Genomic DNA, 14,600 nt, shown 5'->3' on the forward strand with positions numbered 1-14,600 from the left:
AATATTTGGTTTTACTTTACTAAGCACGCTTAAGGCGCGCTTAGTAAAGAAAAGTGGCTGCTAAGGGCAGCCACTTAAGTCTTACTATTGAACTTGTTTTAACCAAGCGTCGTCTTTAAACCACTTGTCGTAAATGCGGTCGTAGGTGCCGTCACCTTTAATTTGACGCAAGTAACCGTTCAAGAAGTTTAAGAAATCAGGATCGCCTTGGCGAACAGCCCAACCTAGTGGTTCAAAAGTGAACGGTTGATCCAGGTGAGTTAGTTGACCTTGGTTTTCTGCCGCGTAAATCGCGTTAAACGGTAAGTCGTAAATGAAGGCATCGGCTTTGCCGTTAGTCACTTCTAGTACCGCTTCAGATTGGGTTTCAAATAGGTTTACTTTAGCTTTAGGAATGTAGCGCTTAATTGCACCTTCACCAGTAGTACCTAATTTAGTTACCACAGTGTATTGGTCGCTGTTTAGGTCACGGTAGCTGGTTACTTTGCCTTCTAATTTAGGGCTAAGTAGGATTGATTGGCCAATGACTACGTATGGGTCTGCAAAGTTAACTTGCATGTTACGTTGTGGCGTAATGGTCATGCCGCCCATAATTAGGTGACACTTACCAGTAAGTAGGGTAGGAATAATACCGTCCCAAGCGGTGTTTACTGGTACGTATTTAACGCCCATTGCACGCGCCATTTGCTTACCTAAATCAATATCAAAACCAATGAACTGGCCGTTTTTGGCCTTCATTTCAAATGGCATGTAGCCAGCATCAAAACAAGCGCGTAGCTCGCCAGATTCAGTGATTTCTTGTAGCAATGTTTGCTGAGCAAAAGCAGCACTTGATAACAGTGTTACTGCGGCAATCGCAGATTGAATGACACGTTTCATAATGGTCCTTGTTGTGTTTTTAATTCGTTATTTTTATTGAGTTCATATTCTGCACTATCCTTGCAAAACAGCGTGAACCCTTAGTGTTTCAGGGAAGTTATAGCAGAATACACTAGAAAAAAATAGCGGCGGTTTTTTGCTTCTTGTTTACAAAATAAACGATGCTTTCAAGTTTAGTTAGCCGCATGGACGTCTAAATGCCCGCAGATTAAGGCTTTAGTCGTACTGCTTGTTTAACTGTTTTATTTGTTATTAATGATAAAAAAATTTTAGGCCACAAAGAAAATCTATGGTTATCAAGGCTAAATGTAGAATATTTAGGCAGTGCTAAATGAGCAGAGCGCTAAAAAATGGGTACTAATTGGTAGCGCTGTTACTTGCAGTTTTAAGCGACAGCCCCCATGCTGAGGTAAGATCTAACCTCTTGTATGGAAACAGGAATGGCCGATAGTTTTTTATTATTTGAGCCCGATGCCAGCGATATGGTGAGTCAAAAGCTCGTTCCGCTGTTCGACGATGTAATATTGCCAAAAATGTGGGAAGCGAACCAACCGCCCGAATTTAAGGCCGAAAGCTTGGTTTATTGTTATCTCAGTGATGAAAGCTTAACTGCTGCCATTGCGCTTGCAGTGGAGCAGCAATGGGTGGTTGCGGTATTGCCTCACCCTAAAGCAAACCTTGCCCGCCGGGCTTTTAGTTTGGCTAACTCTCCAGAGAAAGCATTGGCGGAGTTTCAGCAAGCCGAAGCCACAAAAATAGATGTGCTGCGTTGTAACCATCAAGTGGTGTTAAATCACTTAGTGGTAGGGCATAGCTTTAACCTGCGACCTGGCGGGCACAATGCCTCGTGGCGACAGCGCATTGCCCAGACGTGGCAAAATATTCGAAAAATTGGTGATATTAAACCGCAAAAACTCAGTTTAACCACTGGCAGTGACACCTGTTTAGAAACCTCGTTGGTGGGGCTAGTAATTATTGAACATGCCCAAGGCTCGATGTTATCTAAACGAATACTTACCGATACCCACTGTAACGACGGCATGTTAGAAAGCATGCTGCTAGCTCCCCGTAGCATTATGGAGATGTTCCGTTTTTTAGTGCTCGCTATGTTTGGACGGGTGGTTAAAAAGCCGCGCTTTCTTAGTTTAATTAAGTCTAAATCAATACAGGTTAGTAGTGAGGGTGAACTGGAGTATTGGCACGATGGCACCCTTTCAAAAGCCAACAGCTTAACCATTGACTGCGAACACCGCGCCTTGAGTATTTTGCCCTCAGCAGACATGCTCTGCCAAGACAGCGCGACTGCAGTAAAGGAGAGCCGCAAAATTGCCAACTTGCCGGAGGGCGAGGCGATAAATGCCTTAGCAGCCAAGCCATTGCCTTGGATTGCCCATGCCGCCAAAGAAGAATTTAAAGATCTCTACCAGCTGCTACGTGACAACGCTACTACCTCGCCAGCCTTTTTAACCCTAATGGTATTGTCTACGTTGCTAGCTACCATTGGCCTTTATGCCAGCTCGGCGCCGGTGATTATTGGTGCGATGATTTTAGCGCCGTTAATGGCACCGATTATCTCACTTTCTATGGCGCTTACTCGCCAAGATCCCAGCTTAATGACCGCCAGTTTAGGTACTTTGTTTACTGGCTTGTGTGTAGCCCTGGGCTTTGCTGCAAGCGCCAGCTTTATTATTCCAATGGAAGTAATTACGCCCGAAATCTCGGCGCGCCTAAGCCCCAATTTACTTGATTTAGGGGTGGCGATTATCTCCGGCATTGCCGGTGCTTATGCCCATGCGCGGATTGACGCGGCCAAAAGCTTGGCAGGCGTTGCTATTGCCGTGGCGTTGGTGCCGCCTTTAGCGGTAACTGGTATAGGCTTAGGCTGGTTAAACATTGGTGTGGCCTCAGGCGCCTTTTTGCTGTTTTTAACTAACTTAGCCGGCATTGTATTTTCGGCCGCTTTAACGTTTTTGGCCTTAGGTTTTGCGCCGTTTACCCGAGCCAAAAAGGGATTAGGCATCGCTTTAGTCGCAGTGACCCTTGTGAGCATTCCGCTGGTATTCAGTTTTAACCGCCTATCAGAAGAAGCGCAAATAGTGCAGCGCCTACAAGGCAAAACCTTTAATGAGGTATTATTGCGAACAGTTCGCGCCCAAAGCACCAAGCCGCTCACTTTGCATTTGCAGTTGGTTAGTGAACATTCACTAAACGACCAACAATTAGATGGGCTTAAAGCGCGCATTGAACAAGAGCTTGGGCGTAGCTTTCAGTTAGAAGCTTCAATCATTATTCGGCGTTAATGTCTTTTGTTATTGCTCTGAATATATTTCTAAAGAGGCTATAAGTGATGCAACACATAGCCTCTTTTATTACTCCTACCAAAGCGCCTAAAGGTTTATTGGTCAATCTGGTTTTACTATTAACAAGGCCATTGCAATTTACCTTGAACATAAAATCAAAATAAGCCTTGAATTACAGTTATGATATAACGTAACATTTTGTTGGCGGGTTATTTTTAAACCAAGTAAAACAAAATGTGAGCAAATTTATGATGCAAATTGATAGCGTTATTCAACATGCCGAGCAACACTGCAAGCAACGAGGTGTTCGCTTAACCACCAAACGCAAACAGGTGTTATCTAGCTTAGTACAGTCAAACAAAGCGCTCTCTGCTTATGAACTCACCGATTATTGTAAGCAACTATTCGACCAAAGCATTCCTGCCATGTCAGTGTATCGCATCCTTGATTTTCTAGAAACCGAGCACCTTGTGCACAAACTTAGCTTGGCCAATAAATATGTCGCATGTGCGCATATTTGCTGCAGCCATAGCCATGGGGTACCGCAATTTTTGATATGCGGTAAGTGCAGCAAAGTAAAAGAAATCAGCATCGCTGCTTCAACCATTAACGAGCTAAAACAGAATGCCGAGCAGGCTGGTTTTACCTTAGTTAGCCAGCAATTGGAAATGAACTGCCTGTGCGAAGATTGTATTCAGCAAGCGGCTTAATTTAATCAACATTTAAAACAAGGAAAGTTAATGAAAGTCACTCAAGCAATCGGCGATAAGTTTGCCATCGGTTTATCATTTGCGTGCGCCATTCATTGTTTGGCGTTACCAATGTTGTTTGTCTTAGTGCCCAGCATGGTTGCGCTACCTTTACACAACGAGGCCTTTCACCTTTGGATGGTAGTAGCGGTTATACCCATTAGCGCTTATGCACTCACCATGGGGTGTAAACAACACAAACGAACCAAAGTGCTGCTTTGGGGTGTTGCAGGTTTGGCTCTATTGATTTTGGCAGTCGCCCTTGGTGAAGACCGTATTGGGGAAATTGGCGAAAAATCGCTTACCTTGTTAGGAGCAACGTTAGTAGCTGTTGGCCACTGGATGAACTATCGTTTGTGTCACCAGCATGATCACAACAATTGCGATTGCCCAGAGCATTAAGGCTTTCAGCTTTTTTAACCTGTATTACTTGTTTAGCCCCATCATTAAACCAAGTCTTAAACTTAAAGGCTTGGTTGAGTTAGTCTAGTAATCAACGTTCTTTCCTCAGTTAAGTAATGCTATAACCAATACTTAGTTTTTGCAGCAATGCTTACCCTATTAGTTAATTGGAACACAAACCATGAGCAGTAAGCGCCAGCCCATTAGCGCCGTACCAACCAATATCATCACTGGCTTTTTAGGTGTAGGTAAAACCTCGGCCATTTTGCAGCTAATGCGCAATAAACCAGAAAATGAACGCTGGGCGGTATTAGTAAACGAATTTGGCGAAATAGGTATCGACGGCGCTTTGTTGCAAGGCCAACATCAGCAGCAACAAGTATATATTCGCGAAGTACCAGGAGGCTGCATGTGCTGCGCTGCGGGCTTGCCAATGCAAATTGCATTAAATCGGTTGTTAAGTGAATCAACCCCAGACAGGCTACTGATCGAACCTACCGGGTTAGGTCACCCCAAAGAAGTGTTACAAGTGCTCTCATCCAAGTATTACCAACAAGTGTTAGCACTAAACAAAACCATAACCTTAGTTGATGCCAGAAACCTTAGTGATGCCCGTTACACTGGCCACGAAACCTTTAACCAACAAATCGCCATAGCCGATACGGTGATAGGCAATAAGTTAGACCTTTATCAAACAGATGAGCAGCAACAGCTACGTGAATATGTTGCTCAACACGGGCGCAAAGGTGCGCAAGTTCTGTTTAGCAAAAACGGCCAGATGGACATTAGCTGCCTGCAAGGCGCTACGGCCGGTAGCTATGCACCTGATGAACATCATCATCATGGGCATAATAAACCTCTAGCTTCCGAGCAAGTTATTCCAGAGAGTGGTTACTTAAAAGCCAGCAACCAAGGCGAAGGGTTTAACAGTATAGGATGGCGTTTTGCGCCTAATAAAGTATTCGACCGCAAGAAGCTGTGTTTGCTGCTATTAAGCTTAAAAGTAGAGCGCATAAAAGCCGTATTTATCACTAGCAGCGGCGTATTTGGCTACAACTACACCAGCGATGGCTTAAGCGAAGCCGAGCTAGATGATTGCCTAGAAAGCCGCATAGAAGTAATTGCCGATGAGCTAGATGATGATTTAGAAACAAGGTTGCTTGAGTGTTTGGTGGAGTAGGTAATGAGAAAAATATTATTTCTTGATTTAATCTAATGGAATACGCTGTGGGCTTTAGGGTTCCTCAATTTGGACTTTATATTATTGAAGTTTTCGGTAAATAAGATTAACTATGTTTTATAGAAGTGAGAAAGTGGATAAAATTGATTTCGCTAGAGGGTTGTTTATTCCACATGTATTCTATGTATTAGGTTTAAGCTTGGTCACAGTCGATATTTGGTTAGGGGCTTGCTCACTGGCGTTATCATTCTTTTTATGGTTGGTAGGGAGAGAGTTCAGCCTTATGAAGAAAAGCAAGTTGCTATGCGCGGTAAGTATTGCTTCTCATATATGTATCGTAATAGCATTCTACATTGCTTCGTTATATGACTTAGATATTTATTGGGGAGCAGTTTTATTTTATCTGTCTCTATGCTATTTCTTTCATTGGTATGAATTAACAATGTTGAAACCTTAGAAGGCCTTATCAGGCCTTTGGGTACTGGATGTTACTACTAATGGCTTTGTTTTTTACACATATAGTTTCGCTCATATTACTTGAATTTTTGCTAAGCAGTGCAGAGGACTTACATTGAGAGTTTTTGTATTTGTTCTATCTATGACTTATTTGATTGGTTGTAGCACGGGAAGTAAAGGTGAGCTTCTAAACACCGGTTTTACTGAAGAGCAAACTAATCTTATAGCTGGAATCATAAGTGGAGATTCTCTTTATGTTGATAGACTTGAGTCGGGACTTGAAAATCTGGATTTCCAAACAAGAGATGGTGTTAGCCCATTGGTATATGCGATGGTTAAAGGAAGAGTAGATCTTTATGAGCACTTTTTAGAACTAGGAGCTAATCCTAATCTCTTCGAACACGATAAAAAATACTCTGCAATTAAGTTGGCAATTCAAAATGAAAATACAAGGTACTTATCTTTGTTGATTGAATACGGCTTAGACGTAAATTTAGATATGAATAGTGCAAACTATCCTACCCCTATTTTCTTAGCGACTAGTAAGAATAATGAAGCTATTATCAACTTGTTAATTTCCTCTGGTGCCGACGTAAAAGCTCTTAATAAGTATAGTGAAACTATATGTTCAAAAGCAGCAGAGGTTGGGGATTGGAATATTGTTAGGCTGCTCTATAGTAACGGGTGCGATCTTTGGCACAAAGATTCTTATGGTTTTGATATTTCCTATTTTATTAATGGTCCATTTCTAAATAAATCTAAAGAGTATATCGATGATTATAACTACATTAAAACGATCTACTCTGAAGGTATCAAGTAGACTACAGCTAAACAGTTTTTCTTTCATTTAGTAAAGATAATTGAGAGTGATGAAGTTCACCGTTTTTTTTAATTGAACCGCTACAAATACTGCGGCACCATTTCTCGCCAGTAACGTCCGCGGTGGGCGCGCCCTTGCCATTCAATCATTCTATGATTTAAGCCTTTGTGATTAAGAATATGGCTTAGGGTGTGGTTATTTTGCAGGAAGGGATCTTGATTACCAATAATGAACAGTAAATCGGTATTGGCTAGCTCAGATAAGCGTTGAGGGCAGTTTAGGTTTACTAGGTAATGGGTGGGTGTGTGAAAATAGACGTTGTCGTTGTAAAAGCCTTCGAATAAATCACTGAAAGATTCAACCTGCCAAGTCAGGTCGAAACGGCCCGAAAAAGCTGCCAGCTTGTTAAACAAGTGAGGGTGGCGAAATACAATGTTAGCGGCGTGATAAGCACCTAAGGAGCATCCGTGAGAGATGGTGCAAGGGTGGTCATTTTTCTGCGCCATTAAGGGCAGTACTTCGCGCAGAATGTAGTCTTCGTATTGCTGGTGGCGCTGAATACGCCCAGCAGGGTGGGCCCAAAAACAATACATGCTTTCGATATCGATGCTGTCTACACAATATAATTGAAGCTGTCCGGCATTAATTTTGTGGGCGATTGAGTTAACTAGCCCTAGGTTCTCGTATTCATAAAAACGCCCGCCGCGAGTAGGAAATACCAGCACTTTAGCCCCTGCGTGACCAAATACCAATAGCTCCATATCGCGATGTAAATTGGGGCTCCACCAACGATGATATTCTCTATTCATGCTTAGTGAGCTCAGCAAAAAATGTAGCCAATTGTTGATTTACCTGCTGGCGCTGCTGTTGTTGCTCTGGGTAGTCGAAATGTCCTGCTTTTAGCACTGCGAGTTGTTTAGGCTGAGGAGCGTTGTTGTAAGCCGAAAACTGTCCTGGTGGTGCGACAAAAGGGTCAAATAAGGCCAAGGCCCAATGGCTAGGGCACCTTAAGTAAGTGGCTGCGGTGGCTGAGTCAAAATAGCGTAATGTACTTAATGCTAGTTTTGGTTGCTGTTGGTAAAAGTCTTGTAATGCTTTGCCGCTGCCGTGGGTAGCCAGCTTTAAACGCAGCGCTACGTTACCAAAAGTGGGAACATGAAAATGAGCACGCTGAATGCGTGGGTCAAAGGCGCTAGCAAATATGCCTAGTCCGCCACCAAAGCTGCTGCCCATTAGGCCTATTTTATTAGTAACTTGTGGAAATAGGCGTAACAAGGCGCTAACTCCGCACCATAAATCTTGAACACAACCGCCAATAATGTAGCGGTCTTTATCTTGAATGTTGTGCAGTACGTGCCACATGGGGTTGTCTGAAATAGGCGCTTTGGCACTTAAGCCAATGCCCCGTGAGCAGGGCATTAACACTGCTGTATTTTTAAGTGATACTGGGCAGTCTACTTGTTCGATACCACCATAACCATGGGCACTAATGATTGCTTGTTTTACCACACCCGAGCGGGGAAGTAGCAGCCAGCCGCCGCAACGCATTTGCTTAGTAGAGTTGTAATAGCACTTAAAAATGCGCCAGTTGGGGGTGTCTTGGTGGCAATCTTGAATAGCGACGTCGGGCCTAATTTGCAGAGCATGTTGATATTTGTTTTGCCAAAAGCTTTTAAAACCTCTTGGTCGATCATCTGGATGAATCGCTTTAAGTTGGCTTAAGGTGTATCCGTAGTCTGGCTCAAACTCAAAATCATGTTTAAGTTTGCTGGGCATATTTCGCTATCTTCGTTTAGGTTTATGAAAACTATAACGCTTTTATGTTACAGATTTCTAATGTTAAATATTTTTGTAAGTGTGGTCGAATCAGTCGCTATTAAAAAATGCTAAACAACAGGCTTTAGTCAATACGGCTAAGCGGTATAGAATGATTCTCACTTAGGCATCTCTGATTTAACAAATAAGGATTGATTGTGGTTGAAGACTTTTCTTCTATTTGGCAACGAGCCGCGGAGCGTAAAGGTGGCGATGCTGCGTTACAACATTTACTTACTACCCCTTTAAGTAGTGAACACTTAGCTGGCATTAGTGATGACCGCTGGCTATCGGCCATGACTAAAACTATATTCCAATCTGGCTTTGTGTGGCGAGTGGTAGAAAATAAGTGGCCAGATTTTGAGCGGGCCTTTTTCGACTTTGACCCAGAAAAAATGCTGATGCTGGACGACAGCCATATTGAACGTTTATGTAACGATGCCAGCATTATTCGTAATCGCCAAAAAATCATCACCGTGCCACATAACGCTCAGATGATTTTAGACCTTGCCAGCGAGCATGGCAGCTTTGCCAAGTTTGTTGCGCAGTGGCCTTGTGATGACATTGTAGGTTTATGGTTATTGCTTAAGAAGCAAGGTGCGCGCCTTGGCGGTAATTCCGCCTCTTATACCTTGCGTCGCATGGGGAAAGATACCTTTATGTTGTCGAATGATGTGGTGGCTTACTTGGTTAATCGTGGAGTGATAAACAAAGCGCCAACCAGTATTAAAGGGTTAAAAGCAGTGCAAGAGGTGTTTAACAGTTGGCAGTTACAAAGCAGTTTACCTTTAGCGGCCATTAGCCAAACCGTGGCCTACTCTATCGGTGAAAACAACTTATAAAGCCCAGGGCAATTTGCTGCTGACAGAATCAACACAAACTCTGCTGAACTAAGCGCGTTGCCATCAGTCTATTGGTTTTTGTGGGTAATAGGCTTTCAGGGATGGCAAAGCGTGGCAACAGCTTTTGGAATTCGGCGCTGGTGGTTTCTACCTTGGCGCATGCGGGGCTGTTATATGTATTGTTGAATCACTTGTATCAAACTCGTGTGAGTCAGCCTGCCAAGGCCTCTCGCCCGATTATTCAAGCCAGTTTGTATAAAATACCAAGTCTGGCATTGACTACGCAGCAAGAAGCTAAGCAGATCCAAACACTTGAAGCCCCTAAAGATGCCAACTTGTTGGTAGAGCCTAAACGACACACGAGTAAAGTCACCGATAAACCAAGTAACCTGCAAAGCAACTCTGGTAGTCAGCTACCCGCTAACAAGCCTAGCAGTGCAGAGCCAGCAGAAAGCCCAACAGCAAACTTAAAGCCAACTGAACGGGACGATATAGTCACCCAAGCCTTTAAAAGTAAACGTGTTGTTCAAGCGCCAGTTCCACGAACTGCTCCGCCGCAACAGCCGCGCTCAGCAGCGTCATATCTAGAACGTTACCAACAGCAGCAACTGGACAAACTTGCCACGCAGCGGGCTAAGCGCTTTGAGCAACAAAAAAACGCTCCGGCTACAGCTAATCCCAAAAAGCACAAATCCAGCTTGAGCGCAGAGCAGCAGTTTAAGCAAAGCCTAGAAGTTAAGGTGGATTGCAGCAACTCGGCTAAGCGGGCTGCGACTATCGCCGCGGGTTTATTTGGCGGCACTTTACGTTGTGAGCCTCAAGCCGAGTTACAGCAGTTCCTTGATGCAAAGCGCCAACAAATGTTTGATGAAGAGCAGAAAAGGCCGTTGCGCTCGGTAGTGATTGAGCCCTAGACGTTCTTAGCGGCGCAGCAGTATTTCTTTGAAGGCATGGTCTAGCTCTTTGTAGCGAAAGTTAAAGCCTTCTCCGCTTAGCCGTTTTGGCAGCACCTTTTGCCCGCCAGTAATTAAGCTGGCCATTTCGCCCATTGCGGTATTTAACACCCAAGCTGGTGCCCGAAATAAGCATGGGCGTTTAAGTTGCTTACTTAGCGCTTGGCTAAATTGTTGGTTAGTGACAGGGTTAGGAGAGGTTAAGTTGTAAGCGCCATGGCATTGCTGATTGTTGAGCAGAAATATAATGGCGTCTACCATGTCACTAATGTGGATCCACGACATTTGCTGTTGGCCATCGGCCACTGGGCCGCCTAAACCTAAACGAAAGGCTGGCAACATTTTTGCCAATGCCCCACCTTCTATGCCAATAACCACGCCAGTGCGCAAAACACATACACGGGTATGCTCGTTAGCTGCTTTTAATGCGATTTGCTCCCAGGTTTTACATACTTGATGAGGGAAGGAGTCGTCTTCTATGATGCTGGTTTCGTCTAAGGCTTGTTGGCCTTGCTCGCCGTAATAGCCAATGGCACTGCCACTAATAAAGGTTTCTGGTGCTTGCTCACTTTGTTCAAATAGCTCTACTAGGCGCTCGGTGAGTGCCCAGCGGCTATCGCAAATACGCTTCTTTTGTTGTTCGGTCCAACGTTTGTTGGCGATAGGTTCGCCAGCTAGGTTAATAACGGCATCGTATTCGTTAAGGTTATTGAGATCTTTAAGAGAAGGAATGGCCAGTAAGTTATGCCCAAGCTTTTGATAGGCGCGAATAGGGTTGCGTGACAATATCGTCAGTTCATGACTAAATTGTAAATGTTTTACTAAGCGGCTGCCGATGAAGCCAGTTCCACCGGTAAGTAGTATTTTCATAATGTTGAGCAGTCCTTGTCAGGGCTAGCCATGTTACTCTTTGATTTAGTTAACAATAGCAGAGATTTATAGGATGGAAAGCAAGATGAAGACGGTTTTGATTACGGGGGTTGGTCGACGTTTAGGTTTTTTTCTTGCGCATCAGTTTGTTGGCTTAGGTTATCGGGTTATTGGTCAATATCGAAGTGAGCGCACCGAACTAGTTGAGCTAAGAGACTTAGGGGTTACATTAGTACAAGCCGATTTTAGCCAACGCACTCAGCTATTGGGCTTTGTGAAGCAGCTACCACAGCTTTGCGACAGCTTGGACGTACTCATTCATAACGCTTCGTTATTCGTTAGCGATGAGCCAAATCACAGCCCTGCCGAGCAAGCTGAGTTTTTTGACGCAATATATGCAGTGCACATGTTAGCCCCCAAGCTGATTAACGAGACTATGCATAGCGCATTATGTAGGGCCAAAGGTTGCGTAGTAATGATGACCGATATTTATGCTCAGCAGCCACATGCTAAGTTTCGCTCTTACTGCGCTTCTAAAGCGGGCTTGGCTAATATGCTAAAAGCTTATGCTAGCCATTGGGCACCAGAGGTGAGAGTTAACGGCATAGAGCCAGGGCCGATGTTATTTTTGGATGAGCATGATCAACAGCATCGAGAGCGGGTACTGGCGCAAACCCCCTTAGCTAAAGAAGGCGGCATAGCGCCGGTTTGGCAAACCATTGAGTTGCTGATTAACAATGAGTTCCTAACTGGATGCTCGATTAAAGTGGATGGTGGTAGGTCGCTTACCCAGTGGTAGGCATTGTTGTGGGCTTAGTTGCAGGTTTATATCTAGCGCTTGAGGAAGCGTTTTTGCTGCGGTGGTAAATAGTTGCTGTTGTAGCGTGTGCAAAAAAGGGTCTATAGCTAGGTAGCCAAGGGCAGCTTGCTGCTCTACCGGCCCAATTAAATCAATGTCTAAGCTTCGGTCTTTAGCGCTAGATAGCGGATCGTTGCGATTACGTCCGTGCCTAGCTTCAAGTTGATTAAAAAACTGTTTAAGTTGGCTGGGGCTTTGCTTCGATTCAAACCAGCCTAGGGCATTCACAAATTTATGTTCAGTTTGAATATCAAAAGGTGTGGTTTCGATAAACGAACTAATGGTGAGTGTATGCAAGCGTTCACTAAGTTGGCATAGCGCAGCAGGAAGGTGCTCGAGTGGCTCAATGTTGCTGCCAAGGCTGCATAAGTAAAACATCTGGTTACTCCCGTTTGCTATTGGATTTTATTTAGCCTTTTCGCCAGCGCTTATGCAAGCTAAACTGCTGAGCATAATCAGTTATTTCTAGGAGTGAGTGGTGAATCAACCCACCTCGATGCGCCATGGCTTAGTTACAGCCGCTGCCTTAGTGGTTTTACTGGCAGGGCTTAAAGCTGCAACACCTGTATTAATCCCATTTTTGATGTCGATGTTTATCGCCATTATTGCCAGTCCCATTGTTAATTTTTTAACCCGACTAAGAATTCCACGGGTATTGTCGGTAATGATGGTGCTGTTGCTAATTGTATTTTTAATCATGCTGTTAGCAGGCGTTGTAGGTAGCTCGATTAGTGACTTTAGAGCCTCTATTCCGGTTTATCGAGAGCAGCTGCTGGTGCAATTGGCGGGTTTAAGCGCATTTGCAGCGCGTTTTGATATCGACCTGTCGATGAGCATTGTGACTGATTACTTTGACCCAGGTATTATTCTGGGGCTATTTGCTAATACCTTAACTGGTTTAAGCGGAGCAGCGGCTAACATCTTCATTATTTTGCTAGTGACGATTTTTATGTTGCTAGAAGCCGATACCATGCCACAGCGAATGCACGATGCGATTCATAATCCCGGCGTGCGTATGTCTCAGGTGAATAAGTTCCTAAAAGCGGTTAACAGCTACATTGCGGTTAAAACCATGATTAGTTTATTTACCGCGATTCCTATCACCATTGTGCTGACCTTGCTGGATCTAGACTATGCGATTTTGTGGGGTATTTTGGCCTTCTTGCTTAACTATATTCCTAATGTGGGTTCGCTTATTGCTGCGATTCCACCGGTATTATTAGCCTTATTGCAATTGGGGCCTAGCCAAGCTTTGGCTGTGGCGGGTTTATATGTGGGCGTAAACTTGGTGATGGGCAACATAGTTGAACCACGTATTATGGGCAAAGGTTTAGGTTTGTCTTCTCTGGTGGTGGTGCTGTCGTTAATATTCTGGGGCTGGTTGTTTGGCAGTGTTGGCATGTTGTTATCGGTACCCTTGACCATGATTATCAAAATTGGCTTGGAATCTAGTAACAGTGGCCACTGGTTCTCGCGTATCCTTAGCCACCCAGACGATTTAAAGAAAGAGAGTGAACCTGTAGATGAAGCTTAATCTTCCGCAGCTAAGTGATAATGCATTACGTGTTGTACATGGTCGCGGCCACTGCGTAGAAGGTGCTGAATCCTTCAATATTGAATGGCTACCACCAATAATGCTGATTGTGGCTTATGCGCCTCTCAGCGAAGAGTTGGTGAGTCAGTTAGTGGAGCAATTGAGTGCAGAGCCTTTGGTTGAGGGCGTATTTTTGCAACAGCGTGACCAAGCCATGGCTCCAGTAAGCCACTTATGGGGTTGTGAGCAAACGCCGAATGAAGTAACTGAACAAGGTTTACGCTACAAGGTTGAAGTTGGCACTCATCAAAACTTTGGGATCTTTTTAGATATGGCCAAAGGACGAGAATGGGTAAAGCAGCAAGCCGAAGGTAAACAAGTGCTTAACTTGTTCTCTTATACTTGTGGCTTTGCCGTAGCCGCGATTGCTGGTGGCGCTAAGTCGGTAGTTAATATCGATATGAGTAAAGCAGCGTTAAGTGTTGGCCGCGACAACTTGCGGCTAAACCAGCTGGATGACAAAAAAGCCCGTTTCTTTGGCCACGATTTGTTTAAATCTTGGGGTAAGCTGCGCAAGCACGGTCCTTATGAATTGGTGATTGCTGATCCGCCATCAATGCAAAAGGGCAGTTTCTTGGTTGAAAAAGATTACCCGCGGATTATTCGCCAGCTGCCTAGTTTGCTCACTGAGAACGGCATAGCCATGTTGTGTTTAAACGCGCCGTGGTTAAGGCGTAACTTTTTGCTCGATGCCATTGCCACAGAAGCTCCCCAATTAAAGCTTATTGAAACGCTAGCAAGGCCTGATGCGGTAATGGAAAAAAGCCCAGATGATGGCTTAAAAGTGCTTATCTTCCAAAATAAGCCTTAGCTACAAATATCACAAATTGGCGCTTTACTGGCCCTCTCTACTCTGCCTTAGCTAACGCTCTGCTAAGCTT

General features: G+C 44.2%; 15 protein-coding genes. 10 read left to right on the forward strand and 5 right to left on the reverse strand.

Translation table 11 applies throughout. The features are described 5' to 3' along the window. Window positions 1–84: 84 nt before the first annotated feature. A complete protein-coding gene (locus K5620_RS06510) occupies window positions 85–879 on the reverse strand; it encodes a transporter substrate-binding domain-containing protein (protein ID WP_016403930.1) in 795 nt (264 codons plus the stop codon). A 440-nt stretch (window positions 880–1,319) separates the two neighbouring features. On the opposite strand from K5620_RS06510, the gene K5620_RS06515 reads away from it, so the two are divergent. The 5 genes from K5620_RS06515 (at window position 1,320) to K5620_RS06535 (ending at window position 6,786) form a co-directional block, all read left to right on the forward strand. Further along, window positions 1,320–3,179 (forward strand): TIGR00341 family protein, encoded by a 1,860-nt coding sequence (locus tag K5620_RS06515; RefSeq protein WP_016403929.1) that lies wholly within the window; start codon window positions 1,320–1,322, stop codon window positions 3,177–3,179. A gap of 236 nt (window positions 3,180–3,415) precedes the next feature. After that, window positions 3,416–3,889, forward strand: a complete 474-nt coding sequence (locus K5620_RS06520) for a Fur family transcriptional regulator (RefSeq protein ID WP_246612315.1) — start codon at window positions 3,416–3,418, stop codon at window positions 3,887–3,889. A 30-nt stretch (window positions 3,890–3,919) separates the two neighbouring features. Then, complete coding sequence (locus tag K5620_RS06525; RefSeq protein ID WP_016403926.1) at window positions 3,920–4,330, forward strand: MerC domain-containing protein; 411 nt, start codon at window positions 3,920–3,922, stop codon at window positions 4,328–4,330. A 181-nt stretch (window positions 4,331–4,511) separates the two neighbouring features. Continuing rightward, window positions 4,512–5,510 (forward strand): CobW family GTP-binding protein, encoded by a 999-nt coding sequence (locus tag K5620_RS06530; protein WP_016403924.1) that lies wholly within the window; start codon window positions 4,512–4,514, stop codon window positions 5,508–5,510. A gap of 571 nt (window positions 5,511–6,081) precedes the next feature. Continuing rightward, window positions 6,082–6,786 (forward strand): ankyrin repeat domain-containing protein, encoded by a 705-nt coding sequence (locus K5620_RS06535; RefSeq protein WP_016403923.1) that lies wholly within the window; start codon window positions 6,082–6,084, stop codon window positions 6,784–6,786. 80 nt (window positions 6,787–6,866) lie between these two features. Here the strand turns inward: K5620_RS06535 and K5620_RS06540 are convergent, their stop codons facing one another. Together K5620_RS06540 and K5620_RS06545 are read right to left on the reverse strand one after the other, a co-directional pair. Next, window positions 6,867–7,595, reverse strand: a complete 729-nt coding sequence (locus K5620_RS06540) for an esterase family protein (RefSeq protein WP_040307688.1) — start codon at window positions 7,593–7,595, stop codon at window positions 6,867–6,869. Then, window positions 7,588–8,562: an acetylxylan esterase gene (locus tag K5620_RS06545; RefSeq protein WP_016403921.1), complete on the reverse strand. Its 975-nt coding sequence runs from the start codon at window positions 8,560–8,562 to the stop codon at window positions 7,588–7,590. The genes K5620_RS06540 and K5620_RS06545 overlap by 8 nt, the downstream gene beginning before the upstream one ends. A 197-nt stretch (window positions 8,563–8,759) precedes the next feature. Here K5620_RS06545 and K5620_RS06550 point away from each other — a divergent pair, with 197 nt between their 5' ends. Together K5620_RS06550 and K5620_RS06555 are read left to right on the forward strand one after the other, a co-directional pair. Continuing rightward, entirely contained in the window at window positions 8,760–9,443 is a 684-nt protein-coding gene (locus tag K5620_RS06550; protein ID WP_016403920.1) for a DNA-3-methyladenine glycosylase I, read from the forward strand. Between the two features lie 101 nt (window positions 9,444–9,544). Further along, the gene (locus K5620_RS06555) at window positions 9,545–10,357 is read left to right on the forward strand and encodes a hypothetical protein (protein WP_016403919.1); all 813 of its coding nucleotides are present in this window, start codon (window positions 9,545–9,547) and stop codon (window positions 10,355–10,357) included. 6 nt (window positions 10,358–10,363) lie between these two features. On the opposite strand, the gene K5620_RS06560 is transcribed toward K5620_RS06555, so the two are convergent. Further along, window positions 10,364–11,266, reverse strand: coding sequence for a TIGR01777 family oxidoreductase (locus K5620_RS06560; RefSeq protein ID WP_016403918.1), 903 nt, complete (start codon window positions 11,264–11,266; stop codon window positions 10,364–10,366). An 85-nt stretch (window positions 11,267–11,351) separates the two neighbouring features. Between K5620_RS06560 and K5620_RS06565 the strand changes: the two genes are divergently transcribed. After that, window positions 11,352–12,065, forward strand: coding sequence for an SDR family oxidoreductase (locus K5620_RS06565; protein ID WP_016403917.1), 714 nt, complete (start codon window positions 11,352–11,354; stop codon window positions 12,063–12,065). Here K5620_RS06565 and K5620_RS06570 read toward each other — a convergent pair. Continuing rightward, the gene (locus K5620_RS06570) at window positions 12,012–12,503 is read right to left on the reverse strand and encodes a 2-amino-4-hydroxy-6-hydroxymethyldihydropteridine diphosphokinase (protein WP_051147680.1); all 492 of its coding nucleotides are present in this window, start codon (window positions 12,501–12,503) and stop codon (window positions 12,012–12,014) included. The genes K5620_RS06565 and K5620_RS06570 overlap by 54 nt on opposite strands. A gap of 100 nt (window positions 12,504–12,603) precedes the next feature. Between K5620_RS06570 and K5620_RS06575 the strand changes: the two genes are divergently transcribed. Together K5620_RS06575 and K5620_RS06580 are read left to right on the forward strand one after the other, a co-directional pair. Continuing rightward, window positions 12,604–13,659 (forward strand): AI-2E family transporter, encoded by a 1,056-nt coding sequence (locus K5620_RS06575; RefSeq protein WP_016403916.1) that lies wholly within the window; start codon window positions 12,604–12,606, stop codon window positions 13,657–13,659. Continuing rightward, complete coding sequence (locus K5620_RS06580) at window positions 13,649–14,530, forward strand: class I SAM-dependent methyltransferase (RefSeq protein ID WP_016403915.1); 882 nt, start codon at window positions 13,649–13,651, stop codon at window positions 14,528–14,530. Before K5620_RS06575 ends, K5620_RS06580 begins: the two co-directional genes overlap by 11 nt. The last annotated feature ends 70 nt before the right edge of the window (window positions 14,531–14,600 follow it).

The sequence above is a fragment of the Agarivorans albus genome (assembly GCF_019670105.1).
Taxonomy (GTDB): domain Bacteria; phylum Pseudomonadota; class Gammaproteobacteria; order Enterobacterales; family Celerinatantimonadaceae; genus Agarivorans; species Agarivorans albus.

Coding starts and splice junctions, on each gene's coding strand:
- K5620_RS06515 (WP_016403929.1), top strand. CDS start 1,320: ATGGCCGATAGTTTTTTATTATTTGAGCCCGATGCCAGCGATATGGTG.
- K5620_RS06530 (WP_016403924.1), top strand. CDS start 4,512: ATGAGCAGTAAGCGCCAGCCCATTAGCGCCGTACCAACCAATATCATC.
- K5620_RS06545 (WP_016403921.1), bottom strand. CDS start 8,562: ATGCCCAGCAAACTTAAACATGATTTTGAGTTTGAGCCAGACTACGGA.
- K5620_RS06580 (WP_016403915.1), top strand. CDS start 13,649: ATGAAGCTTAATCTTCCGCAGCTAAGTGATAATGCATTACGTGTTGTA.
- K5620_RS06565 (WP_016403917.1), top strand. CDS start 11,352: ATGAAGACGGTTTTGATTACGGGGGTTGGTCGACGTTTAGGTTTTTTT.
- K5620_RS06570 (WP_051147680.1), bottom strand. CDS start 12,503: ATGTTTTACTTATGCAGCCTTGGCAGCAACATTGAGCCACTCGAGCAC.
- K5620_RS06510 (WP_016403930.1), bottom strand. CDS start 879: ATGAAACGTGTCATTCAATCTGCGATTGCCGCAGTAACACTGTTATCA.
- K5620_RS06560 (WP_016403918.1), bottom strand. CDS start 11,266: ATGAAAATACTACTTACCGGTGGAACTGGCTTCATCGGCAGCCGCTTA.
- K5620_RS06525 (WP_016403926.1), top strand. CDS start 3,920: ATGAAAGTCACTCAAGCAATCGGCGATAAGTTTGCCATCGGTTTATCA.
- K5620_RS06540 (WP_040307688.1), bottom strand. CDS start 7,595: ATGAATAGAGAATATCATCGTTGGTGGAGCCCCAATTTACATCGCGAT.
- K5620_RS06555 (WP_016403919.1), top strand. CDS start 9,545: ATGGCAAAGCGTGGCAACAGCTTTTGGAATTCGGCGCTGGTGGTTTCT.